Source organism: Cronobacter sakazakii (assembly GCF_000982825.1).
Lineage (GTDB): Bacteria > Pseudomonadota > Gammaproteobacteria > Enterobacterales > Enterobacteriaceae > Cronobacter > Cronobacter sakazakii.
In genome coordinates, this window is the sequence record NZ_CP011047.1 from 3,687,701 (window position 1) to 3,709,071 (window position 21,371).

The following is a 21,371-nucleotide window of genomic DNA, read 5'->3' on the forward strand; positions in this document are numbered from 1 at the left end:
CTTCAGGGCAGCGTTATTGCCCCGCCTTGTGCGTCTGCCAGCGCTCATGCAGCGCGGTAAGCTCCCCGCTTACCTGCTTCCAGCGCGCCGACGCCATCAGTTCCTGACGCGTAATTACACCTTTATGATACAAACGTGTAACACGCTCTGCTTTGATCGGTGACAGGTTATCAAGAACGCTTACGGCACCCTTACGATTATTACAGACAAGGATCATATCGCAACCGGCATCCAGCGCCGCCTGGCCGCGCTCCGCATAGCTTCCGAGGATTGCCGCGCCTTCCATCGACAGATCGTCTGAGAAAATCACGCCGTCAAAACCGAGCTCCTTGCGCAGCACCTGTTTAAGCCAGTAAGGCGAACCGCTCGCCGGCAGCGGATCGACGTCGCTATAGACGACGTGCGCCGGCATTACCGCATCAAGCATGTTGTAACTAATTAGCTCGCGAAACGGCAGCATATCGTGGCGGCGAATTTCTGCGGCCGGACGCGGGTCGCGCGGCGTCTCTTTATGGGAATCGGCGCTGACGGCACCGTGGCCGGGGAAGTGTTTGCCCGTCGCTTTCATTCCCGCGCTCTGCATGCCGGTAATGAAACGCTTCGCCATTGCCAGCACGTTTTCAGGCTCTTCGTGGAAGGAACGCTCGCCAATCGCGGCGCTGAGATGCCCGACATCCAGCACCGGCGCAAAGCTGATATCGATATCCATCGCGATCATTTCACACGCCATCAGCCAGCCAGCTTCTTCCGCCAGTTTGCCGCCGGCGTCCATTCCCAGAAGCGCGGCGAAACTTTGTGCCGCTGGCAGACGGGTAAAGCCCTCGCGGAAACGCTGTACGCGTCCGCCCTCCTGGTCTACGGCAATCACCAGATGATTGCGGGCGCTCGCGCGGATCTGGCGTACCAGCTCACGCAACTGCTCTGGATCGTGATAGTTGCGGGTAAAGAGGATAAGCCCTCCCACCAGCGGATGCGCGAGGATTTCACGCTCTTCGGCATCAAGCTCAAAGCCTTCCACATCCAGCATGACCGGACCCATGTTTTTCTCCCTTCGTGTTAACGCGTTTGCAGCTGGCGCCAGGCCTCGTCTGCAAGTGTGATAAATGTACGATCGCCGGTTTCCTGATAGCGGCGCTCGTACCAGCCCGCCATCAGCAACCCGCTCCACGGCATCCAGCGCGCCACCTGACGGCGCAGTTGCGTCTCGTTGATAGCCGCGCGATGCGCATAATCGGTAATCAGCGCCTGACGCGTCTCGTCATTGAGCCAGACGCACGCGAGCTCCAGCGCCACGTCGCCGTCACCGGCGTATTCCCAGTCAATAAGCATGAGTCTGTTTGACTGCCAGACCAGATTGCCGGGATGCACGTCCATATGCAGCGGCGCGAGGCGCAGCGGACGGGGCTCGCCCGTGCGACGTAACCGGTGCAACAGTCGCAGCCAGAAGCGCGTGCGGCGCGACGGCGCGCTTTGCTGCCAGTCGCGCAGCAGCAGCGGCAGCAGCTCGATGCGCCAGCCAAAACGCGGCTGCTGGTGCAGATAATATAGCAGCGCACCCAGTTGCGGCACCGGCGGCAGCACATCCCGGATCTCACCGGGTAAAAACGTGACCGCCAGCCAGCCGTTAACGCAACAGCGCGGACGCGGCGCGAGCGTTGCCGGCAGCCGTTTCAGCGCGCGGTACTGACGCGGGCTACGGGCACGGCTTTGGCGTAGATCCCGGCGCGCCACCAGCGTTTCATCATCAACAACCACCTGCCAGGCACCGTCGCTGAGACCGGGTAGCGCGCAAACGACACCGGCGGCCGAAGCCGCCGGGAAACTCTGCGCTAAGAACCCTTCCAGGTTCAGATTATTGGGTTTGCTGAACGGCACCTTTACCTGACCAGATAATTTCGCCGGTCTGTACCAGCATCAGCTGCATTTGCAGCGTAGGCGCATTCACATTACCGCTGGCGTTGGCATACAGCACATACTGCGCGCCCACGTTGCGGGCGATACCGATGGCTTTGCTGCGTGAACCCAGGCTGTCCTGCGGCGAAAGCCCCAGTTGCTGTTTCGCCATGGAGAGCTGCTGTGCGGAGACCAGCGTGAATTTACCGTTATTCGCCAGCGCGCCGCGCAGGGCTTCGGTGGCCGGGCCGGTTTGCAGCGAACCGTTGGTGCGGTTGTTTACGCTATCGACCAGCAGCACGCTGCCTGCGTTCACCCCGTCAGCCTGCAACATTTTGCCGACCATCGGTGCCATCGCGCTGTTCCAGTCATAGGTACGCGCTTTTGGCTCAGGCGTCGCGTTTTCAGGCTGATGTTCAATCGGGCCAGGCTGCGCCGGAATCGACGGCACGGACGGCACGGTCGGTACCGGCTGCGTCGGCTGCGGCACCGGCTGCGTGGGTTGCTGCGTGCCTGGCTGCGCTTCTTCGACCGGTGCCGGTTTTTGCTCGCCGGGTAAAATACAGCCCGACAGCGCCAGGGCGACGGTCGCCAGCAGCGCATAGCGATACATTCTGTTCAACATTTCCCCCTTCAGAGATAGAGATAAAGACGGGCTTTCCGTGCCGCCAGATAATCAGTCTGACTGGTCACCGTTACGCGTCCCTGGGCCGGGATAACGACTGTCTGCGGGACTTCCAGCGGCTGTCCTTCCAGCCCACGGGCGTCATACCAGTAAAAGCGGTAGTGCACGGTAACGGGCGCGTCTTTGTTATTGTAAATGGTCGCAGCGGCGACAGGCTTGCCGTTTTGCAAAGAAAAGTCTGGTTTTTCAGCGGTGATGCCCGCTGCCAGCACGCTGGATTCCATGACAATGGCCTGCTCATCGCCGACGGGAATGGTCGGCGTGGAACGGCACCCCGCCATCAGCAGAGCGGCCAGCAACCAGCCTGTGCGTACGCGTGCCATCTCAGAGGCCTTTATGCGCAAGCATTGGCCCCAGCGCACGGCCGCCGACCAGATGCATATGGATGTGGTAGACCTCCTGCCCGCCATGACGATTGCAGTTCATGATAAGGCGATAGCCATCTTCGGCGATGCCTTCCTGCTGTGCGATTTTCGCCGCGACAGTAAAAAGACGCCCCAGCGCCTGTTCGTGTTCCGCCGTGACGTCATTGACCGTCGGCACCAGCACATTCGGGACGATTAAAATATGGGTCGGGGTCTGGGGAGAAATATCGCGAAACGCGGTGACAAGCTCATCCTGATAGACGATGTCGGCGGGGATCTCGCGACAAATAATTTTGCTGAAAATGGTTTCTTCGGCCATGGTTTTTTTCCTTCTTGGATAAACGTTAAGAGTATGAGCGAGATAATCGCATCCTTTCAACCTTTGCCCCGGTTTTTCTTTATAAAGCGGATATTTATAGCGCGCTACACGCGACTCCTGATGCCGCTGCGCCTGACAGTTATTCCGCCCTGCTTACGCATGAGTTTGTAACGCCTCTTACATTTGTTTACAGCGCAAAGACAAATGATTATATTTCTCATTCTTATTGACAGCGGAACGTTGTTTTAGTCTGCGAACATTTTCCATCAGGACGGGAAGCCTGGGGAGAGCGTCGTATGACAACAGCCTGATGCACAGCATCATTTTCTTATTCTAAGGGCAACACATGGCTAAGCATGCACTCCGTCAGGGCGCCGTTCCGGCGTCTTCCCTTCCCTCTTTGCTCGCGCTCAGTATCGCCAGCGCGCTGGCAGCGCCCGCGGCTTACGCAGCGCCTGCCGCCAGCGACACGATAGTGGTCGATGCCGCCGCCGACAGCGGCACGCCTGACGAATCACAGGATTACAGCGTCAAAACCACCACGTCCGGCACCAAAATGCTCCTGGTGCCGCGTGATATTCCGCAGTCGGTCAGCGTCATTAGCCAGCAGCGCATGCAGGATCAGCAGTTAACGACTATTGAAGATGTGCTGGAAAACACCACGGGCGTGACCGCCTCGCGCATCGATACCAGCCGGACCAACTTTTTCGCACGCGGTTTTTACATCAGCAATTTCGCCTATGAAGATATGCCGACGTTTCTTGATAACCGCTGGAACTTTGGCGACACCGCGGGCGACACGGCGATATACGATAAAATCGAGATCGTGCGCGGCGCGGCCGGGCTTATGAGCGGCACCGGCAACCCGTCGGCGTATGTGAATATGGTGCGTAAACACGCTGACAGCCAGACGTTTAAAGGCAACGTCTCTGCCACTTATGGCAGCTGGGACAAACAACGCTACGTGATGGATGTGCAGTCGCCGCTGGTGGAGTCCGGTAAAGTTCGCGGGCGCGTGGTCGCCGGTTATCAGGATAACGAAAGCTTCGTTGAGCGTAACCATTACCGCAAAAAATTCATTTATGGCGTCGTGGATGCCGACATCACCGAGTCAACGCTGCTGTCACTCGGCTATGACTATCAGAAAAGCGAAGAAGACAGCCCGACCTGGGGCGGATTCCCTTCGCTTTACAGCGACGGCAGCCGGACGCATTTCCGCCGCGGTTTTAATACCGCCGCCGACTGGGCCTACTCCGATCTCGATTCCACCAAAATTTTCGCCAACCTGACGCAGCGCTTTAATAACGGCTGGGAGGCGAAAGTGAACGCGATGCACGCCGAAACCAATTTCGACAACCGCATGATGTATATCGACGGTTTCCCGGATAAAACCACCGGTCGCTACAATGCCGCGCTCTGGCAGGGCGCGTGGGGCGGCTGGAACGTGGGCGAGCGTAAGCAGGATTCGGTCGACGCCTTCGTGCGCGGCGGCTACGAGCTGGCGGGACGTCAGCATGAAATGATGTTTGGCGGCAGCTACAGCCGCCAGCGCAACAACTATGACAATTCATATCCGGTGAATGATAATTCCGGCCTGATGGATGTCGGAAATATTCACGATTATGACGGCAACACGGTGGCGAACCCGACGTGGTCCAGCTTTGCGCTTTACCAGCGCGACGTGATTCGTCAGAAATCCATTTACGCCGCCACGCGCCTCTCGCTTGCCGATCCGCTGCATCTGATTCTGGGCGCGCGCTACACCGAGTGGAACGCAAAATACAATCTGGAGCGCAAGCCGGATGAAATTCGTCGCAGCAAAGCGGATGACGTGACGCCTTACGCGGGCCTGATTTACGATATCGACGATACCTGGTCGGCGTATGCCAGCTATACCTCTATCTTCCAGCCGAGCGGTCAGCGTGATGTAAACAGCGAGTTCCTCGATCCGACCACCGGTAAAGCCTATGAAGCCGGGCTCAAAGCCGACTGGTTTAACACCCGTCTGACGGCCTCGCTCGCGGTGTTCCGCATCGAGCAGGATAACGTGGCGTTGAACACCGGTGTGATCATCCCTGGCTCCGGCGGGCAGACGGCGTATAAATCCGTTGATGGCACCGTCAGTAAAGGGGTTGAGCTTGAGCTGAACGGCGCGCTGACCGATAACTGGCAGCTGACCTTCGGTGCGAGCCGCTATGTGGCCGAAGCGGGCGATGGCGTGGCCGTCAACCCGGACCAGCCGCGCACCACCATGAAATTGTTTACCCGTTATCAGTTGCCGACGCTGCCCGCATTGACCGTGGGCGGCGGCGCGCGCTGGCAGACCAAAACCTGGCAGGATATCGCAGGGCCGAATGGCGACACGCGCATTTCCCAGAACGGCTATACCGTGGTGGATCTGTTCACGCGCTACCAGGCGACCAAAAATCTTGCGGTACAGGCGAACCTGAACAACGTCTTCGATAAAGTGTATTACGATTATCTGGGCACGTATGGCGTCTACGGCGCGCCGCGCAACTTCTCCGTGACGGCGAGCTACAGCTTCTGACATTTATTACTACGAACAAAAGGGAGCCTGATGGCTCCCTTTTTTATTCCCTGATTAACGTCTGCCGCGATCCAGGTTTATCGATGCTATCCCTGTGCGCTCTCATCTTTACCCTTATGACAGACGTAAAAAAGGGAGGCTTACGCCTCCCTCTTTTTATCTCCCCGTCAGCCAGGATTAGCTGTTACGGATGTACTCATCCATTTCGGTTTTCAGGTTATCGGATTTAGTCCCGAAAATCGCCTGAACGCCGGAGCCTGCGACAACCACGCCCGCAGCACCCAGTTTCTTCAGGCCAGCCTGATCCACTTTCGCCACGTCAGCCACGCTTACGCGCAGACGAGTGATACAGGCGTCGAGGTTAGTGATGTTCTCTTTACCACCAAACGCGGCCACCAGAGCCGGTGCCATTTCGCTGGTGCCAGCGGCTTTGGCGTCTTCGGTCGCGTCTTCACGGCCCGGGGTTTTCAGATCCAGCGCTTTGATAAGCACACGGAAGATGGTGTAGTAAACCACCGCGTAGCCCGCGCCCACAATCGGGAACAGCCACAGTTTGCTGCTGTTACCGGACAGAACGATGAAGTCGATCAGGCCGTGGGAGAAGGACGTACCGTCACGCATACCCAGAAGGATACAGATCGGGAAAGCCAGACCTGCCAGAATCGCGTGGATAACGTACAGGATCGGCGCCACGAACATGAAGGAGAACTCGATCGGCTCGGTGATACCGGTCAGGAACGAGGTCAGCGCCGCGGAGATCATGATACCGCCCACTTTGGCGCGGTTTTCCGGTTTAGCCGAATGCCAGATAGCGATGGCAGCAGCCGGCAGACCGTACATTTTGAACAGGAAGCCGCCAGAGAGTTTGCCCGCGGTCGGGTCACCCGCCATGTAGCGCGGGATATCGCCGTGGAACACCTGACCTGCCGCGTTGGTGAATTCGCCGATCTGCATCTGGAAAGGTACGTTCCAGATATGGTGCAGACCAAACGGCACCAGGCAGCGTTCGATGAAGCCGTAGATACCAAACGCGACAACCGGGTTCTGGTAAGCCGCCCACTGAGAGAACGTCTGGATAGCGGAACCAATCGGCGGCCAAATGAAGGACAGGATAACGCCGGTGAAGATCGCCGCCAGACCAGAGATGATCGGCACGAAGCGTTTACCGGCGAAGAAGCCCAGATACTCAGGAAGCTTAATGCGGTAGAAACGGTTGAACATATAGGCTGCAATCGCACCCGAGATGATCCCGCCAAGCACACCGGTATCTGCCAGGTGTTTCGCCGCGATTTCGTCCGGTGGGAGATGCAGAACCAGTGGTGCAACGACTGCCATGGTTTTCACCATGATGCCGTAAGCCACCACAGCGGCCAGCGCAGAAACGCCGTCGTTATTGGTGAAGCCCAGCGCAACACCGATAGCGAAAATAAGCGGCATGTTGGCGAAAACCGATCCGCCCGCTTCCGCCATAACGTGGGAAACCACGGCTGGCAGCCAGCTGAAGTTTGCAGAACCGACGCCCAGCAGGATACCTGCGATAGGCAGTACGGAGACTGGCAGCATCAGCGATTTACCCACCTTCTGCAGGTTAGCAAATGCATTCTTAAACATAATTGAGAGTGCTCCTGAGTATTTGTGCTTTTTTTACGCGTTTCACGCATCAGCCCGGGGGAGAAACGGGCCATAAACAGGGCATCTGAGCGCCCTTTATTTATTACGCAGAGTAAAATAAATCACGCGATCTTTGTTTGACGGCTATCACGTTTCAAACAAGCCCTGGGCAAAAACTTGCGATTCTTTACATTAAGTGTTTCAGGATGTTTATAAAACGCCGTTCACCGCCCGAATTTCGGCGGTGAACTTTACTCGCTTTGTCCATTAATTACGAGCTTTAAAATAACTCAGATTTTCAGGCAGATTGCAGCGTGGCGAGGTCGATATGAAACAGCGTGGAGAAGTTGCGGGTAGTGGTTTCAGCAAGCGTTTCCAGGCTCACGCCCTTAAGTACCGCCATATATTCCGCCACATCGCGCACCATCGCTGGCTGATTCTCTTTACCGCGATGCGGAACCGGCGCCAGGTACGGCGAGTCGGTTTCCACCAGTATCCGGTCGAGCGGAACATAGCGCGCGGCCTCGCGGATCTGCTCCGCATTGCGGAAGGTCACAATGCCGGAAAAGGAGATGTAAAAACCCAGATCCAGAAGTTTACCCGCCGTCTCTTTGTCTTCCGTAAAACAGTGTAGTACGCCTGAACAGTCCGTCACTTTTTCTTCGCGCAGGATAGCGAGCGTATCTTCGCGGGCATCGCGCGTATGAACGATAACGGGCTTGTTCAGCTCGCGGCCGATGCGAATGTGATGGCGGAAGGATTCCTGCTGGCGGGCTTTAGTTTCCGGCGTGTAGTAGTAATCAAGGCCCGTTTCGCCCATCGCAACCACGCGCGGATCGGCGGCCAGACGACGAAGCTCCTCCACATCGTACGCTTCGTCCTGATTGAGCGGATGCACGCCGCAGGAGTAAGCCACATTGTCACGCTCGCCGATAAGCTCGCGCATCGTTTTATAGCCCGGCAGCGTCGTGGCGACTGCCAGCAAATATTTCACGTCGCGTGCGGCGGCTTTCGCCAGCACGTCATCCACATCTTTATGCAGAGACTGATAATCCAGGCCATCAAGATGGCAGTGTGAGTCGACTAAAAACATAACGTCTCTCTCAGAGGTGATAAGAAGGAAGCACCGCGTCAGGGCGCATATAGCGCTCCCAGGTGAGTAACAGTTCGGTGAGCAGCAGTTCGCGATTGACGGCTGCGACATTGAGCAGCCTGTCGCGACAGCGGAACAGAGAATCGAGCATCGCCTGAATGACGGCAGGTGAAAACCGTTGCGCCAGTTGCGACACCAGCACCGGGTAATCGGTATTGACCAGCGCGCTCTGCGCTCCGTGTCGCCACTTCAGCGCGTCCATCAGAAACGCGGCCAGCCAGTGCAGACGAAATGGTGCCTGTTCATGATTAAGTGCAGGCAACAGAGAGAGCCAGTCGCCGCTCGTCAGCGCCGCTGTCATTTTATCGCCAAGCGCCACGCGCTGCTGCCATTGCTCCGGCTGGAGCAGCTCAAGCGCGGCGGCGGGCGCACCGCCGGTAAGACGCAGCGCGGCGTTGATACGCGACGGCTCCGCCTGCGTCTCGCGCACAAGCCAGGCCTCAGCGTAGCGCGTGTCGGGCGGTGCGAGATGCCAGCTAAAACAGCGGCTGCGAAGCGTTGCGGGCAGCTGCTCCGGCACGCGGCAGCCCAGCAAAAACCAGGTGTTTTCCGGCGGCTCTTCCAGCGTTTTCAAAAGCGCATTCGCCGCCGCTTCGGTCAGCTGCGCCGCCTCTTTGATCCAGACCACTTTGGCGCCGCCGAGCCGCGCGCGATCGTAGAGCTTTTCGCTGATGTCGCGGATAGCGTCGATGCCGAGCGTCGATTTGCCCTTCTCCGGCTCCGCCAGATAATAATCCGGGTGCGTGCCCGCCTGCATCAGCTGGCAGGCGCGGCACTCGCCGCAGCTTTTCTGGCCCTGCGGCTGCTGACACATGCGCCAGCGGCTCAGCGCGTAAATCAGCGCGTCGTCGCCCATGCCGGGCAGCGCGTGGATCAATACCGCATGGTGTCCCCTGCCGGCCTGCCAGTTGCCGACCAGATGTTCAAACGAGGGGCGCAGCCACGGATACCATTTCATTATTGCTGCTCCTGCACCCAGCGCGTCACCGTCGCACGAATATCGTGACTGACTGCCTCCAGCGGCTGGCAGGCGTCAATCGTGATGATGCGCGGATCGGCGGCGGCCAGTTCAAGATAGCGGGCGCGAGTGCGATTAAAGAAGTCGAGCGACTCCTGTTCGATACGATCGAGCTCACCGCGCGCGCGCGCGCGTTCAAGCCCGATGCGCGGATCGACATCCAGATAAAGCGTCAGATCGGGGGCGAAATCGCCGAGCACCGCCTGACGCAGTGTCGCCAGCAGCTGTCGGTCGATACCGCGCCCGCCGCCCTGATAGGCCTGCGTTGAGAGGTCATGACGATCGCCGATCACCCATTCGCCACGCGCAAGCGCAGGCTTAATGACCGTTTCCACCAGTTGTACGCGCGCCGCGTAAAACAGCAGCACTTCCGCGTTATCGGTAATCACTTCATCGCCGACCGATTTAATATCCAGCACCAGGCTGCGTAGTTTTTCCGCCAGCACCGTGCCGCCCGGCTCGCGGGTAAACGTCATGTCGGTCACGCCAAGCGATTTCAGCGTCTCCACCACCAGATTGCGCGCTGTGGTTTTCCCCGCGCCCTCCAGGCCTTCAATAACAATATATTTACTGCTCATTTTTATCCTTAAGCGCCTTGAGATAATCCTGCACCGCACGATTATGGCTGGCGAGATTCGTGGTAAACGTGTGGCCACCCTTGCCGTCCGCCACGAAATAGAGATACGGCGTTTTCGCCGGATGCGCTGCCGCCTTCAGCGACGCCTCGCCCGGTATGGCAATAGGGCCTGGCGGCAAGCCGCTAATGACGTAGGTATTATACGGCGTCGGCGTTTCCAGATCTTTACGCGACAGCTTACCGTTGTAATCCTTACCCATGCCGTAAATGACCGTTGGGTCCGTTTGCAGGCGCATGCCGATACGCAGGCGGTTGATAAAGACAGAGGCGACGCGATCGCGTTCAGCAGCCACCGCCGTCTCTTTCTCAATAATCGAGGCCATCGTCACCAGTTGGTTCGGATCCTGATACGGCAGTCCGTCCATACGCTCTTTCCAGACGTTATCGACCGCTTTTACCATCTTGTCGTGAGCGCGTTTCAGCAGTGTCACGTCAGACGTATTCGCCGTATAGAGCCAGGTATCTGGCCAGAACCAGCCTTCCACCCACTCCGGATGCTCAAACTTGAGCGCCTGCGCGACCGTCGCGTAGTCGTCATCTTTAAGCGTATGTTTGATATGCGGCGCGTCGCGCAGCTGTTTCAGCCAGTCGCTCAGCTTCATCCCTTCGACGAAGCGGATCGGGAACTGCGCCTCTTTGCCGCTCGCCAGCAAACGCAGGGCGTCACGAACGGTCATTTGTGGCGTGAATCGATAAGTGCCCGCTTTAAAATGTGAAAGCTCCGGCTCCAGGCGCAACAGCCATTGAAACACGCGCGGGCGCGTGATGAGCTTTTCGTCGTAGAGCTGCTGACCAAGCGCCAGACGCCCGGTGCCGGGCTTCAGCGTGAAAATCGTTTCTGCCGTAATCGGCAGAGGGCTTTGCGCCAGCTGGCGCACTTTCCAGTAACCGACGCCGGCCGCGATGGCAAGCACAAGAACCAGCAGAAGCGCGACGCGCAACATTTTCTTCATGGGAACCCGGTTATTCGCAGTGGGGAATGAGGTAGTGATACAGTTCGCGCGAGGCGTAAGCGTGGCCGTCAATGCTGCGCACCGGCACCAGCGGCATCAGCGCGTTACAGATGAAGACTTCATCCGCCTCTTCAAGCGCACTGGCGGGCGCGTTAATTTCAGACAATCGCCAGACTGACTGATTCAGCAAACCAATAATATGACGCCGCATAAGGCCGTCAACGCCAGCCTGATCGAGACGGGGAGTGAACACCGCTTTTCCTTTACGCCAGAACAAATTAGCCGCACAGCATTCCGTAACCCACCCTTCGCTGTCAAGCACCAGCGCCTCATCGGCGGATGTCTGCTCAAGATGCGTACGGATCAACACCTGTTCGAGCCGGTTAAGATGTTTAATGCCTGCAAGGTGGGGGTTGCGCCCGAGGCGCACGGGGCTTGTTGCGAGGCTCACGCCGCGCTCGCGCCATTCGCAATAAAAGTCAGGGTACGCGCTGCGCGAGACAATACGCGTGGGCGCGCTGCAACCGGCAATACTGTAGCCGCGCTTGCCTGCGCCGCGGGAAATAATAACTTTCACGACTGCGCTACCCTGTCCCTGCGCCGCCTGGCGCATTTCGTTACGCAACGTGTCGATATCCGGCACGGGGATCATGAGCCGCTCACAGCCTTCGTGCAGGCGCGCCAGATGCGCTTCCAGTAAATGAACGACGCCATCACGTACGCGTGCGGTCGTAAAGCAGCCATCACCGAACTGCACGGCGCGATCGGTCGCCGACAGGCAATCCTGTTCGATACCATTAATTAACAGCATAGAGGCTCCTTAACGGGTAGCGCATTAGTCTCGCAGGATGACCGACAGGGAGCAAGAGGAAGGGAGAATGTACAAAGGCCCGCGCGGGGCGGGCCTTTGTGACGACTGTCAGACCTTTTTGAAGATCAGAGAGCCGTTGGTGCCACCGAAGCCGAAGGAGTTACACAGGGTATACTCCATACCGCTTACCTGGCGCGCTTCATGCGGAACGAAGTCGAGGTCGCAGCCTTCGTCCGGATTGTCCAGGTTGATGGTCGGCGGAACAGCCTGATCGCGCAGCGCGAGGATGGAGTAGATAGACTCTACCGCACCCGCCGCGCCAAGCAGATGGCCGGTCATCGATTTGGTGGAGCTCACCAGTACGCGTTTTGCCGCGTCGCCGAAGACCGATTTCACTGCCTGCGCTTCGGCAACGTCGCCTGCAGGCGTAGAAGTGCCGTGCGCGTTGACATAACCGATCTGGCCTGCGTCGATACCGGCGTCACGCAGTGCGTTGACCATCGCCAGCGCCGCGCCTGCGCCGTTTTCCGGCGGAGAGGTCATGTGGTAAGCATCGCTGCTCATACCAAAACCGACCAGTTCAGCGTAAATCTTCGCGCCGCGTTTTTTCGCGTGCTCGTACTCTTCGAGTACGATAATGCCCGCGCCGTCGCCCAGCACAAAACCATCCCTGTCTTTATCCCACGGACGGCTTGCCGCCTGCGGGTTATCGTTACGGGTGGAGAGCGCACGCGCCGCGCCGAAACCGCCGACGCCAAGCGGCGTACTGGCTTTCTCAGCACCACCTGCGAGCATAACGTCAGCATCGCCATAGGCGATGATACGCGCCGCATGGCCGATGTTGTGCACGCCTGAGGTACACGCAGTGGCGATGGAAATGCTGGGACCGCGCAGACCGTACATGATGGTCAGGTGACCGGCCACCATGTTGACAATCGTTGATGGCACGAAGAAAGGGCTGATTTTCCGCGGGCCGCCGTTAACCAGCGAGCTGTGGTTTTCTTCGATAAGGCCAAGGCCGCCGATGCCGGAACCGATAGCCGCGCCGATGCGGGTGGCGTTCTCTTCCGTCACTTCAAGGCCGGAATCCTGCATGGCCTGTACGCCGGCGACAATTCCATATTGAATGAAGGCATCCATCTTGCGCTGTTCTTTGCGCGAGATGATCTCTTCACAGTTAAAATCCTTTACTAAGCCAGCAAATTTCGTTGCATAGGCGCTAGTATCGAAATGGTCGATCAGGCTGATGCCACTCTGACCGGCAAGGAGAGCTTTCCAGGTAGACTCTACGGTATTGCCGACAGGAGACAACATGCCCAGTCCGGTCACAACTACACGACGCTTAGACACGTTTGTCCTCCAGGGAGGGATGATATTAGTAGATACTTGTGGGACTAAAAGATAAAACTCAGGCGGTCGAGCGACCGCCTGGAGATGTTCACTTACGCCTGGTGGCCGTTGATGTAATCAATGGCAGCCTGAACGGTGGTGATTTTCTCAGCTTCTTCGTCCGGAATCTCAGTATCAAACTCTTCTTCCAGAGCCATTACCAGCTCAACGGTGTCAAGAGAATCAGCGCCCAGGTCTTCAACGAAGGAAGCATTGTTGGTAACTTCTTCCTGCTTAACGCCCAGCTGTTCGCCGATAATTTTCTTAACGCGTTCTTCGATAGTGCTCATACTCTTAAATTTCCTATCAAAACTCGCTTTCGCGATGGTTTTCGTAGTGTATAAAATGTTGAAAAAGTTGCAACTAAATCCCGGCAGGTCTTACCACGATTTTACGCTATTTTGCGGGCAATTGCCCTGATAACGCAAATAATTTTATTCGTGGTTAAACCATGTACATTCCGCCGTTGACGTGCAGGGTCTCACCAGTGATGTACCCGGCCTCGTCAGAGGCTAAAAATGCAACCGCACTGGCGATTTCTTTTGCGTCGCCTAAACGACCCGCAGGAACTTCCGCCAGAATACCCGCACGCTGATCGTCAGACAGCGCACGCGTCATGTCCGTTTCAATAAAGCCCGGAGCAACAACGTTTACCGTAATACCGCGGGACGCCACTTCGCGTGCCAGCGATTTACTGAAACCGATAAGACCCGCTTTCGCCGCAGCGTAGTTGGCCTGACCGGCATTTCCCATGGTACCGACCACAGAACCGATAGTGATAATGCGACCGTGACGTTTCTTCATCATAGCTCGCATTACCGCTTTTGACAGACGGAAAACCGATGACAGGTTGGTTTCGATGATATCGTTCCACTCGTCATCTTTCATTCGCATCAGCAGGTTGTCACGGGTGATTCCGGCATTATTGACCAGAATATCCACTTCGCCAAATTCTGCGCGAATATTTTCCAGAACCGATTCGATGGATGCCGCATCGGTCACATTCAGCATCAGGCCTTTGCCATTCGCGCCCAGATAGTCGCTAATCGCTTGCGCGCCGCTTTCGCTGGTCGCGGTGCCGATAACCTTAGCGCCACGTGCGGCCAGGGTTTCGGCGATAGCGCGGCCGATACCGCGGCTCGCACCGGTGACCAGCGCGATTTTTCCTTCAAAGCTCATGGTTTTCCTCGTTTTATTGCGCAAGTGCCGCTGACAGGCTGGCAGGCTCGTTAATCGCCGCCGCCGTCAGGGTGTCAACAATACGTTTTGTCAGGCCGGTCAGCACTTTGCCCGGGCCCACTTCATACAGCTGCGTGACGCCCTGCGCCGCGATAAATTCAACGCTCTTCGTCCACTGCACCGGGCTATAAAGCTGGCGCACCAGCGCATCGCGGATAGCTTCCGGCGACGTTTCGCATTTCACATCAACGTTGTTTACTACCGGAATCTGCGGGGCGTTAAACGTAATTTTTTCAAGCTCAGCAGCCAGTTTCTCAGCGGCAGGCTTCATCAGCGCGCAGTGGGATGGCACGCTCACCGGCAGCGGCAGCGCACGTTTGGCGCCCGCGGCTTTACAGGCAGCGCCCGCACGCTCAACGGCTTCTTTGTGACCAGCGATAACCACCTGGCCTGGCGAGTTGAAGTTAACCGGTGAAACCACCTGCCCTTCAGCCGCTTCTTCACAGGCTTTGGCAATCGCGTCATCATCCAGACCAATAATCGCGGCCATCGCGCCCGTGCCTTCCGGCACCGCTTCCTGCATGAATTTACCGCGCAGTTCAACCAGACGAACCGCATCAGCGAAATCGATAACGCCCGCGCACACCAGCGCGGAATATTCGCCAAGACTGTGACCGGCCATCAGCGCAGGCGCTTTACCGCCCTGCTCCTGCCATACACGCCACAGCGCGACGGAAGCGGTCAGCAGCGCAGGCTGCGTCTGCCAGGTTTTGTTCAGCTCTTCCGCCGGGCCTTGCTGCACCAGCGCCCAGAGATCATAGCCCAGCGCCGCGGAGGCTTCGCGAAATGTCGCTTCAATAACGGGGAAATTTGCCGCCATGTCAGACAGCATTCCCACGGCCTGAGAGCCCTGGCCCGGGAATACAAAAGCAAATTGCGTCATTTTTTTATCCTTCTCGATTAAAAACGAACCAGTGCGGAACCCCAGGTAAAGCCGCCGCCGAAGGCTTCCAGCAGCACCAGTTGGCCCCGCTGAATACGCCCGTCGCGTACTGCTTCATCCAGCGCACATGGCACGGAAGCCGCAGAGGTGTTGCCGTGTCGGTCGAGAGTGACAACGACATTATCCATCGACATGCCGAGTTTTTTCGCAGTGGCGCTAATAATGCGCAGGTTCGCCTGATGCGGTACCAGCCAGTCGAGATCGGCGCGATCCAGTTTATTGGCTTCCAGCGTCTCGTCGACAATATGTGCCAGTTCCGTGACTGCCACTTTAAAGACTTCATTCCCGGCCATCGTCAGGAAGGTCGGGCTGTCCGGGTTTACGCGATCCTGGTTTGGCAGGGTCAGCAGTTCACCGTAGCTGCCGTCGGCATGCAGATGCGTGGAGAGAATGCCCGGCTCTTCGCTGGCACCCAGTACAACTGCTCCAGCGCCATCGCCGAACAGAATGATCGTACCGCGATCCTCAGGATCGAGCGTACGCGCCAGCACATCTGAGCCAATCACCAGCGCGTTGTTGACCGCACCGGATTTCACGTATTGATCGGCAATGCTTAACGCATAGGTAAAACCGGCGCAGGCGGCGGCAACGTCAAATGCCGGGCAGCCTTTGATGCCGAGCATGCCCTGCACCTGGCAGGCGGCGCTCGGGAAAGCGTGCGTGGCGGAGGTGGTGGCGACGATAATCAGGCCAATCTGTTCTTTGTCGATACCGGCCATGTCGATGGCGCGCAGTGCCGCTTCGTAGCCCATAGTGGCGACGGTTTCGCCGGGCGCCGCAATGCGACGCTCGCGGATACCAGTGCGAGTGACAATCCACTCATCAGAGGTTTCCACCATTTTTTCCAGATCGGCGTTCGTCCGCACGTGTTCAGGCAGATAGCTGCCTGTACCAATAATCTTCGTATACATGTACGCTCAGTCACTCTTGGGTAATACAGATTCCAGGCGAGCGGCAATCCGCTGAGGGACTTGTCGCTGCACCGCCTGCACTGCCTGTTCAATCGCGACCGCAAAAGCTCGCTGATTGGCTGCACCGTGGCTCTTAATCACCGTGCCGCGCAATCCTAACAGACAGGCGCCATTATACTGGTCGGGGTTGAGGTGACTGAATCGCCTTGAGAGGCTTTTTTGTAACCAACGCTTTAATAAAAGCCACCACCACGACCGCTTTTTTCCTTCGCCCTGCGATTTGAGCAGCGAAAGGAACATTCTGACAACACCTTCCATCGTTTTTAGCGTGACGTTACCGACAAAACCGTCGCATACCAGCACATCGGTTTTGCCGGTCAGTAATTCGTTGGCTTCGAGATAGCCGATATAGTTCAACGATGGCACCGTTTTTAACAACGCGGCTGCGTCACGGATGCTATCCAGCCCTTTCGTTTCTTCTTCGCCGATATTGAGCAGCGCGACGCGCGGATTCTCGATGCCGAGCACCTCTTCCGCCATGACCGAGCCCATAATCGCAAACTGCGCGAGCATCGTGCTGTCGCAATCCACGTTGGCGCCTAAATCGAGCACCACCGTTTTTCCTTTCTGCTGATGCGGCAGCACCGTCACCAGCGCGGGCCGCTCAATCCCGTCGACCGGTTTAAGCAGCAGTTTAGCAAGCCCCATCAGCGCGCCGGTGTTTCCGGCGCTGATGCAGGCCTGCGCGCGCCCTTCTTTCACCAGCTCCAGCGCGATACGCATAGAACTGCCGCGGCTGTTGCGCACAGCCTGTGAAGGACGGACATCACTGGCAATAACCGACTCTGCCGCAATGATCTGCAGCCGCGAACGTTGTTCAAAATCAGCTCTGGCAAGTAATGGCGTGATGGCGTCGGGATCGCCGACTAAAAGAAGATGCAAATGTGGATCAGAATTCAGTGCCTGCAATGCTGCAGGCACTGTCACGGCAGGACCAAAGTCCCCGCCCATGACATCTAACGCCAGGGTTAGAGGTGTCAAGATATCGCCAGGTTACGGTTATCCCCGCTTAAGCGGGGAAAGCGCACTAAGCTCAACCACGCTTGCGCGTGATTACTTAGTGATAACCTTGCGACCGCGGTAGTAACCGTCGGCGGTGATGTGGTGACGCAGATGGGTTTCACCAGAAGTTTTGTCTACAGACAGGCTGGTGACAGCGGTCAGCGCGTCATGAGAACGACGCATACCGCGCTTGGAACGAGTGGGTTTATTCTGTTGTACGGCCATGGACCTTACTCCTCAATTACGGCTTATTCCTGCTCGCGCGGGAAACGCCAATTACTTACGCTTTAAACTGGCTAACACGGCAAATGGATTTGGTTTCTGTGCCTCTTCAGGCAGTTCGCCAAAGACCATGTCCGCCTCGGACACTTCACAGTGTTCAGAATCATGCACCGGAACTACAGGCAGAGCGAGGATGAGTTCATCTTCAACCGTTGCCAGCAGGTCGATTTCGCCGAATTCATTAACTTCAATCGGCTCATACGCTTCCGGGAGTGCTTCCGCCTGATCGTCGTTAGAGATCGGGCTGAAACAATACGTTGTGTGGACTTGATGACTAAACGGCTGGCCGCAACGCTGACACGCGAGCGTTACCGTAACCGTCGCATCGCCTTTCATTACGGCGAGACGCTGGTTATCGATAGCGAACGACATGGAGCATTCGACATCGCTGTCCACACTGACCACAGATTCGGCGATACGCTCTACCTGTTCAGGAGTATAGATACCCTGGTAATCGAGGCGTTTTTGAGCCGTACGAACCGGATCAAGAGTCAGGGGTAATTTTACCTTTTGCATAGGGCGCGCATATTAACTTTGTAACGTCATAGAGTCAAAGAAAAAGGCGGGTTTGAAACACCTTTTACCATTTATTCGCACACATTGCGGCCGACAGTTTAAAATAGCGCTCATCGATTCGCTATCTTTCCCTGAAAAATATGACCTCAATCGTGCTTGCTTCCACGTCGCCGTTCCGCCGTAGCCTGTTAGAAAAGCTCGGTTTACCTTTTGAAACCGCAGCCCCCGAGACCGACGAAACCCCTTACGCGGATGAAACCGCACAACAATTAGTATTAAGGCTGGCTTTGCAAAAAGCGCAAGCGCTGCGGGAGAAATATCCCCGGCATTTGATTATCGGCAGCGATCAGGTTTGCGTGCTGAATAATACCATTACCGGCAAACCACACACCTTTGAAAATGGGGTTAAGCAGTTGCAACAGGCCAGCGGTAACGTTGTGACGTTTTATACTGGCCTCGCGCTTTTTAATAGCGAGACCGGCGCGTATCAGGTCGACTGCGAGCCCTTTCACGTCCATTTCCGCTCGCTCAGTACAAGTGAAATCGAAAACTATCTGCATCGCGAAACGCCGTGGCAATGCGCGGGCAGTTTTAAAAGCGAAGGGCTTGGCATCACGCTCTTTGAGCGTCTTGACGGGCGCGACCCGAACACGCTGGTGGGCCTGCCTCTCATTCGGCTTTGTGAAATGCTCAGAAACGAAGGGGTCGATCCTCTCGCCCATCGCTGAGCGCTTAAAACGCAAAAGCCCTGCAATGCAGGGCTTTTTTATAGTGCAGAGCGAGGCTTACTGCATGCCTGCCAGCTGGCGCGCAACGGTCAGCAGCTCTTGTTGCTTCTCACGCATCGCGCTCAGTTTTTCGTTAAACAGATCCAGCTGTTTCTGGTCGGTAAACTGCGCCATCGCGCCAGTGTACTGCACTTTATTGCCAAGGCTGTTCAGGTAGTTGCCGATATCCAGCGCCTGGCCAAGAATGGCGTCGGTCAGCGACAGCGTCTGGGTCAGCAGCGCGTTCGGGCGCACCACGGTTTTCTGATAGGCCTGGTCAAACACCGCTTTCAGGTCGTCCGGCTGTTTCAGTTTGGAATAACGATCTTCCACGCTCTTCATGGCGTCGGCACGTTTTGACTCGATATTCCCCACTTCTTTGCGGGATTTCTCGATAGTGTCGCGCTTTTCCACCATATCTTTCGCACTGGTCACGCTGCGCATCTGGCGCATCGCCTGATCGTTGCCGGAAAACGCCGTGGTCATTTCGCTGGAGTAATCGCTAAGGATGGCATAATCATCAGCGTACTTGCCAAAGCTCTCTTTTTCCTGCGCGGTCAGCGTCGGGACGGACAGTTTTTCAGACGGCAGAATGCGAGTCTGGAGGAACTGGATAAACGCTTTGCGCTGCTCCGGTTCTTTATCGTTATCGCATCCAGCGAGCTGCCACACCATGCCTGTCAGAAACAGGGTAAAGAAAACACGTTTCCATGTCCGGGATTGTAACCAGGCCATTTTCATCTCCATGCGGTTGTAATTGTATAAAAAAACACCCGGCCGAAGCCGGGTGTTCAGTATAGTGCATTTCAAACCGCAACGCGGGGAGGCAAACCTGAGAACTACTACATTCGGGAGGCTGTCAGCCGCCCGCGCGTAACACTTTCAGACAATGCTTAAGTTCGTCATCCAGTGGCGCTTCAATACGCATCGTCTCGCCAGTGCCTGGATGCTCAAAGCGCAGCGCCGCCGCATGCAGGAAAAGCCGGTTAAGGCCGGTTGACGCCAGCTGCGCGTCAAACGCGCGGTCGCCATAGCGATCGTCAAACGCGATTGGGTGGCCCGCGTACTGCGTATGAACGCGGATCTGATGCGTGCGTCCTGTCACCGGGCTACAGCGTACCAGCGTCGCAATGGCAAAGCGCTCTTCCACTTTAAAACGCGTCTCGGAGGGTTTCCCTTCCTGATTCACGCGCACGATACGCTCGCCACTTTGCAGAATATTTTTCAGAAGCGGCGCCTGCACGTTTTTCACATGCGACTGCCACTGTCCGCGCACCAGCGCCAGATAATCTTTCTGCATCCCTTTCTCGCGCAACTGTTCATGCAGGGAACGCAGCGCCGAGCGTTTTTTCGCCACCAGCAGCACGCCGGAGGTATCGCGATCGAGGCGATGTACCAGCTCAAGGAAACGCGCCTCAGGGCGCAACGCGCGCAGCCCCTCGATAACACCGAAGCTCAGCCCGCTGCCGCCGTGTACGGCCGTACCGGACGGTTTATTCAGCACCAGAATATGGTCATCTTCATAAAGGATAACGTCGCTTAACGCCGCCACCTTCTGTAAGTGTGGAGAAACCGCCTCTTCTTCGCGTTCCGCTACGCGAACCGGCGGAATGCGCACCTCATCGCCCGCTTCGAGCTTATATTCTGGCTTAATGCGTTTTTTGTTCACGCGCACTTCGCCTTTGCGCAGGATGCGGTAAATCATGCTTTTTGGCACGCCTTTCAACTGGGTGCGCAAAAAATTATCGATACGCTGCCCGGCCTGATCGGCGGAAACGGCAACGATTTTTACGGATGGAGTCTCTGTTTTCATGGTGCGCGATTCTAAATACCGGATGCCCGTAGCGCCACACATTTTTATATGCTTATATTTACTAACTCATCGATTCACACAGCTAATGAGTTCGTTTTGTCACCGCTTCGGCGGAACTGACGAACAAGAAGTTAAAAAACTGTGAGTAAGTCGGTGATAAAGGGCAAAAGTCAGCTTGCTATATCAAGCTTAGCAATGGAATAATGCGACTGTTTTCCGTGTTGAGACTTGTTTAGACAAGGAATTTTGCGGAATTACCAGTTTTGCCTGACAGTCCTTCCACGCGGCAATGGCGTAAGACGTGTTGAACTTTCAGGCAGTTAGCGGGCTGCGGGTTGCAGCCTGGCCGGTAAAGGGAAGCTTCCGGAGAAACAATCCCGGTCATTCCTCTGATAATTGCGCTGTATTTCCACCTGAAATACAGGCTACCGACACTCTGCGCCTCTTAAGCGTTCG

At 56.7% G+C, this 21,371-nt stretch carries 23 protein-coding genes; 2 read left to right on the forward strand and 21 right to left on the reverse strand.

Annotated features, from left to right (window positions below; translation table 11 throughout):
• Nucleotides 1-13: 13 nt before the first annotated feature.
• The 5 genes from nagZ to hinT are packed head-to-tail and all read right to left on the reverse strand — an operon-like array spanning nt 14 to nt 3,262.
• Nucleotides 14-1,039, reverse strand: a complete 1,026-nt coding sequence (gene nagZ / locus CSK29544_RS17600) for a beta-N-acetylhexosaminidase (RefSeq protein WP_007888910.1) — start codon at nt 1,037-1,039, stop codon at nt 14-16.
• A gap of 17 nt (nt 1,040-1,056) precedes the next feature.
• Nucleotides 1,057-1,875 carry a thiamine kinase gene (gene thiK, locus CSK29544_RS17605; RefSeq protein WP_007888911.1) on the reverse strand — a complete coding sequence of 273 codons (819 nt, stop codon included), beginning with the start codon at nt 1,873-1,875 and terminating at the stop codon, nt 1,057-1,059.
• On the reverse strand, nt 1,853-2,518 hold the full coding sequence (lpoB, locus tag CSK29544_RS17610) for a penicillin-binding protein activator LpoB (RefSeq protein ID WP_007888915.1): 666 nt from the start codon (nt 2,516-2,518) through the stop codon (nt 1,853-1,855). Before lpoB ends, thiK begins: the two co-directional genes overlap by 23 nt.
• 8 nt (nt 2,519-2,526) lie before the next feature.
• Nucleotides 2,527-2,901 carry a YcfL family putative periplasmic lipoprotein gene (locus CSK29544_RS17615; RefSeq protein ID WP_007866820.1) on the reverse strand — a complete coding sequence of 125 codons (375 nt, stop codon included), beginning with the start codon at nt 2,899-2,901 and terminating at the stop codon, nt 2,527-2,529.
• A 1-nt stretch (nt 2,902) separates the two neighbouring features.
• The gene (gene hinT, locus CSK29544_RS17620; RefSeq protein ID WP_007888917.1) at nt 2,903-3,262 is read right to left on the reverse strand and encodes a purine nucleoside phosphoramidase; all 360 of its coding nucleotides are present in this window, start codon (nt 3,260-3,262) and stop codon (nt 2,903-2,905) included.
• 346 nt (nt 3,263-3,608) lie between these two features.
• Between hinT and fhuE the strand changes: the two genes are divergently transcribed.
• Nucleotides 3,609-5,810 (forward strand): ferric-rhodotorulic acid/ferric-coprogen receptor FhuE, encoded by a 2,202-nt coding sequence (gene fhuE, locus CSK29544_RS17625; protein WP_029039370.1) that lies wholly within the window; start codon nt 3,609-3,611, stop codon nt 5,808-5,810.
• Nucleotides 5,811-5,987: 177 nt separating this feature from the next.
• Here fhuE and ptsG read toward each other — a convergent pair whose 3' ends face one another.
• From ptsG to yceD, 14 genes are all read right to left on the reverse strand, one after another.
• Nucleotides 5,988-7,421: a PTS glucose transporter subunit IIBC gene (gene ptsG / locus CSK29544_RS17630; protein ID WP_004385186.1), complete on the reverse strand. Its 1,434-nt coding sequence runs from the start codon at nt 7,419-7,421 to the stop codon at nt 5,988-5,990.
• 298 nt (nt 7,422-7,719) lie between these two features.
• Nucleotides 7,720-8,514, reverse strand: a complete 795-nt coding sequence (locus tag CSK29544_RS17635; RefSeq protein WP_007866811.1) for a metal-dependent hydrolase — start codon at nt 8,512-8,514, stop codon at nt 7,720-7,722.
• A gap of 10 nt (nt 8,515-8,524) precedes the next feature.
• Nucleotides 8,525-9,532, reverse strand: a complete 1,008-nt coding sequence (gene holB, locus CSK29544_RS17640) for a DNA polymerase III subunit delta' (protein ID WP_007888921.1) — start codon at nt 9,530-9,532, stop codon at nt 8,525-8,527.
• Nucleotides 9,532-10,170, reverse strand: coding sequence for a dTMP kinase (tmk, locus tag CSK29544_RS17645; RefSeq protein WP_007888922.1), 639 nt, complete (start codon nt 10,168-10,170; stop codon nt 9,532-9,534). The genes holB and tmk overlap by 1 nt, the downstream gene beginning before the upstream one ends.
• Nucleotides 10,160-11,182, reverse strand: a complete 1,023-nt coding sequence (gene yceG, locus CSK29544_RS17650; protein WP_007888924.1) for a cell division protein YceG — start codon at nt 11,180-11,182, stop codon at nt 10,160-10,162. Before yceG ends, tmk begins: the two co-directional genes overlap by 11 nt.
• Nucleotides 11,183-11,192: 10 nt before the next feature.
• A complete protein-coding gene (gene pabC, locus CSK29544_RS17655; RefSeq protein WP_007888933.1) occupies nt 11,193-11,993 on the reverse strand; it encodes an aminodeoxychorismate lyase in 801 nt (266 codons plus the stop codon).
• A gap of 108 nt (nt 11,994-12,101) precedes the next feature.
• A complete protein-coding gene (gene fabF / locus CSK29544_RS17660; RefSeq protein ID WP_004385192.1) occupies nt 12,102-13,343 on the reverse strand; it encodes a beta-ketoacyl-ACP synthase II in 1,242 nt (413 codons plus the stop codon).
• Between the two features lie 92 nt (nt 13,344-13,435).
• Entirely contained in the window at nt 13,436-13,672 is a 237-nt protein-coding gene (acpP, locus tag CSK29544_RS17665; RefSeq protein ID WP_000103754.1) for an acyl carrier protein, read from the reverse strand.
• Nucleotides 13,673-13,826: 154 nt separating this feature from the next.
• A complete protein-coding gene (gene fabG / locus CSK29544_RS17670) occupies nt 13,827-14,561 on the reverse strand; it encodes a 3-oxoacyl-ACP reductase FabG (protein ID WP_007707910.1) in 735 nt (244 codons plus the stop codon).
• A gap of 13 nt (nt 14,562-14,574) precedes the next feature.
• Nucleotides 14,575-15,504 (reverse strand): ACP S-malonyltransferase, encoded by a 930-nt coding sequence (gene fabD, locus CSK29544_RS17675; RefSeq protein WP_007866804.1) that lies wholly within the window; start codon nt 15,502-15,504, stop codon nt 14,575-14,577.
• A gap of 17 nt (nt 15,505-15,521) precedes the next feature.
• Nucleotides 15,522-16,475: a beta-ketoacyl-ACP synthase III gene (locus tag CSK29544_RS17680; RefSeq protein WP_004385195.1), complete on the reverse strand. Its 954-nt coding sequence runs from the start codon at nt 16,473-16,475 to the stop codon at nt 15,522-15,524.
• A gap of 6 nt (nt 16,476-16,481) precedes the next feature.
• Nucleotides 16,482-17,516 (reverse strand): phosphate acyltransferase PlsX, encoded by a 1,035-nt coding sequence (gene plsX / locus CSK29544_RS17685; RefSeq protein ID WP_015386795.1) that lies wholly within the window; start codon nt 17,514-17,516, stop codon nt 16,482-16,484.
• A gap of 72 nt (nt 17,517-17,588) precedes the next feature.
• Nucleotides 17,589-17,762 carry a 50S ribosomal protein L32 gene (gene rpmF, locus CSK29544_RS17690; RefSeq protein WP_004385196.1) on the reverse strand — a complete coding sequence of 58 codons (174 nt, stop codon included), beginning with the start codon at nt 17,760-17,762 and terminating at the stop codon, nt 17,589-17,591.
• Between the two features lie 51 nt (nt 17,763-17,813).
• Nucleotides 17,814-18,335, reverse strand: coding sequence for a 23S rRNA accumulation protein YceD (gene yceD, locus CSK29544_RS17695; RefSeq protein WP_007782922.1), 522 nt, complete (start codon nt 18,333-18,335; stop codon nt 17,814-17,816).
• A 140-nt stretch (nt 18,336-18,475) separates the two neighbouring features.
• On the opposite strand from yceD, the gene CSK29544_RS17700 reads away from it, so the two are divergent.
• On the forward strand, nt 18,476-19,063 hold the full coding sequence (locus tag CSK29544_RS17700; protein ID WP_007866802.1) for a Maf family protein: 588 nt from the start codon (nt 18,476-18,478) through the stop codon (nt 19,061-19,063).
• 57 nt (nt 19,064-19,120) lie between these two features.
• On the opposite strand, the gene CSK29544_RS17705 is transcribed toward CSK29544_RS17700, so the two are convergent.
• Both CSK29544_RS17705 and rluC read right to left on the reverse strand, forming a co-directional pair.
• Entirely contained in the window at nt 19,121-19,837 is a 717-nt protein-coding gene (locus CSK29544_RS17705) for a DUF3053 family protein (RefSeq protein WP_007888935.1), read from the reverse strand.
• 124 nt (nt 19,838-19,961) lie between these two features.
• A complete protein-coding gene (rluC, locus tag CSK29544_RS17710) occupies nt 19,962-20,915 on the reverse strand; it encodes a 23S rRNA pseudouridine(955/2504/2580) synthase RluC (protein ID WP_007888936.1) in 954 nt (317 codons plus the stop codon).
• Nucleotides 20,916-21,371 lie beyond the last annotated feature (456 nt).

Excerpts from the sequence above, each read along its gene's own strand:
- acpP (WP_000103754.1), bottom strand. The coding sequence starts at position 13,672 with ATGAGCACTATCGAAGAACGCGTTAAGAAAATTATCGGCGAACAGCTG.
- CSK29544_RS17680 (WP_004385195.1), bottom strand. The coding sequence starts at position 16,475 with ATGTATACGAAGATTATTGGTACAGGCAGCTATCTGCCTGAACACGTG.
- tmk (WP_007888922.1), bottom strand. The coding sequence starts at position 10,170 with ATGAGCAGTAAATATATTGTTATTGAAGGCCTGGAGGGCGCGGGGAAA.
- holB (WP_007888921.1), bottom strand. The coding sequence starts at position 9,532 with ATGAAATGGTATCCGTGGCTGCGCCCCTCGTTTGAACATCTGGTCGGC.
- rpmF (WP_004385196.1), bottom strand. The coding sequence starts at position 17,762 with ATGGCCGTACAACAGAATAAACCCACTCGTTCCAAGCGCGGTATGCGT.
- CSK29544_RS17635 (WP_007866811.1), bottom strand. The coding sequence starts at position 8,514 with ATGTTTTTAGTCGACTCACACTGCCATCTTGATGGCCTGGATTATCAG.
- nagZ (WP_007888910.1), bottom strand. The coding sequence starts at position 1,039 with ATGGGTCCGGTCATGCTGGATGTGGAAGGCTTTGAGCTTGATGCCGAA.
- CSK29544_RS17615 (WP_007866820.1), bottom strand. The coding sequence starts at position 2,901 with ATGGCACGCGTACGCACAGGCTGGTTGCTGGCCGCTCTGCTGATGGCG.
- fabG (WP_007707910.1), bottom strand. The coding sequence starts at position 14,561 with ATGAGCTTTGAAGGAAAAATCGCGCTGGTCACCGGTGCGAGCCGCGGT.
- yceG (WP_007888924.1), bottom strand. The coding sequence starts at position 11,182 with ATGAAGAAAATGTTGCGCGTCGCGCTTCTGCTGGTTCTTGTGCTTGCC.
- CSK29544_RS17705 (WP_007888935.1), bottom strand. The coding sequence starts at position 19,837 with ATGGCCTGGTTACAATCCCGGACATGGAAACGTGTTTTCTTTACCCTG.
- fabD (WP_007866804.1), bottom strand. The coding sequence starts at position 15,504 with ATGACGCAATTTGCTTTTGTATTCCCGGGCCAGGGCTCTCAGGCCGTG.
- fhuE (WP_029039370.1), top strand. The coding sequence starts at position 3,609 with ATGGCTAAGCATGCACTCCGTCAGGGCGCCGTTCCGGCGTCTTCCCTT.
- ptsG (WP_004385186.1), bottom strand. The coding sequence starts at position 7,421 with ATGTTTAAGAATGCATTTGCTAACCTGCAGAAGGTGGGTAAATCGCTG.
- CSK29544_RS17700 (WP_007866802.1), top strand. The coding sequence starts at position 18,476 with ATGACCTCAATCGTGCTTGCTTCCACGTCGCCGTTCCGCCGTAGCCTG.
- yceD (WP_007782922.1), bottom strand. The coding sequence starts at position 18,335 with ATGCAAAAGGTAAAATTACCCCTGACTCTTGATCCGGTTCGTACGGCT.
- lpoB (WP_007888915.1), bottom strand. The coding sequence starts at position 2,518 with ATGTTGAACAGAATGTATCGCTATGCGCTGCTGGCGACCGTCGCCCTG.
- pabC (WP_007888933.1), bottom strand. The coding sequence starts at position 11,993 with ATGCTGTTAATTAATGGTATCGAACAGGATTGCCTGTCGGCGACCGAT.
- rluC (WP_007888936.1), bottom strand. The coding sequence starts at position 20,915 with ATGAAAACAGAGACTCCATCCGTAAAAATCGTTGCCGTTTCCGCCGAT.
- hinT (WP_007888917.1), bottom strand. The coding sequence starts at position 3,262 with ATGGCCGAAGAAACCATTTTCAGCAAAATTATTTGTCGCGAGATCCCC.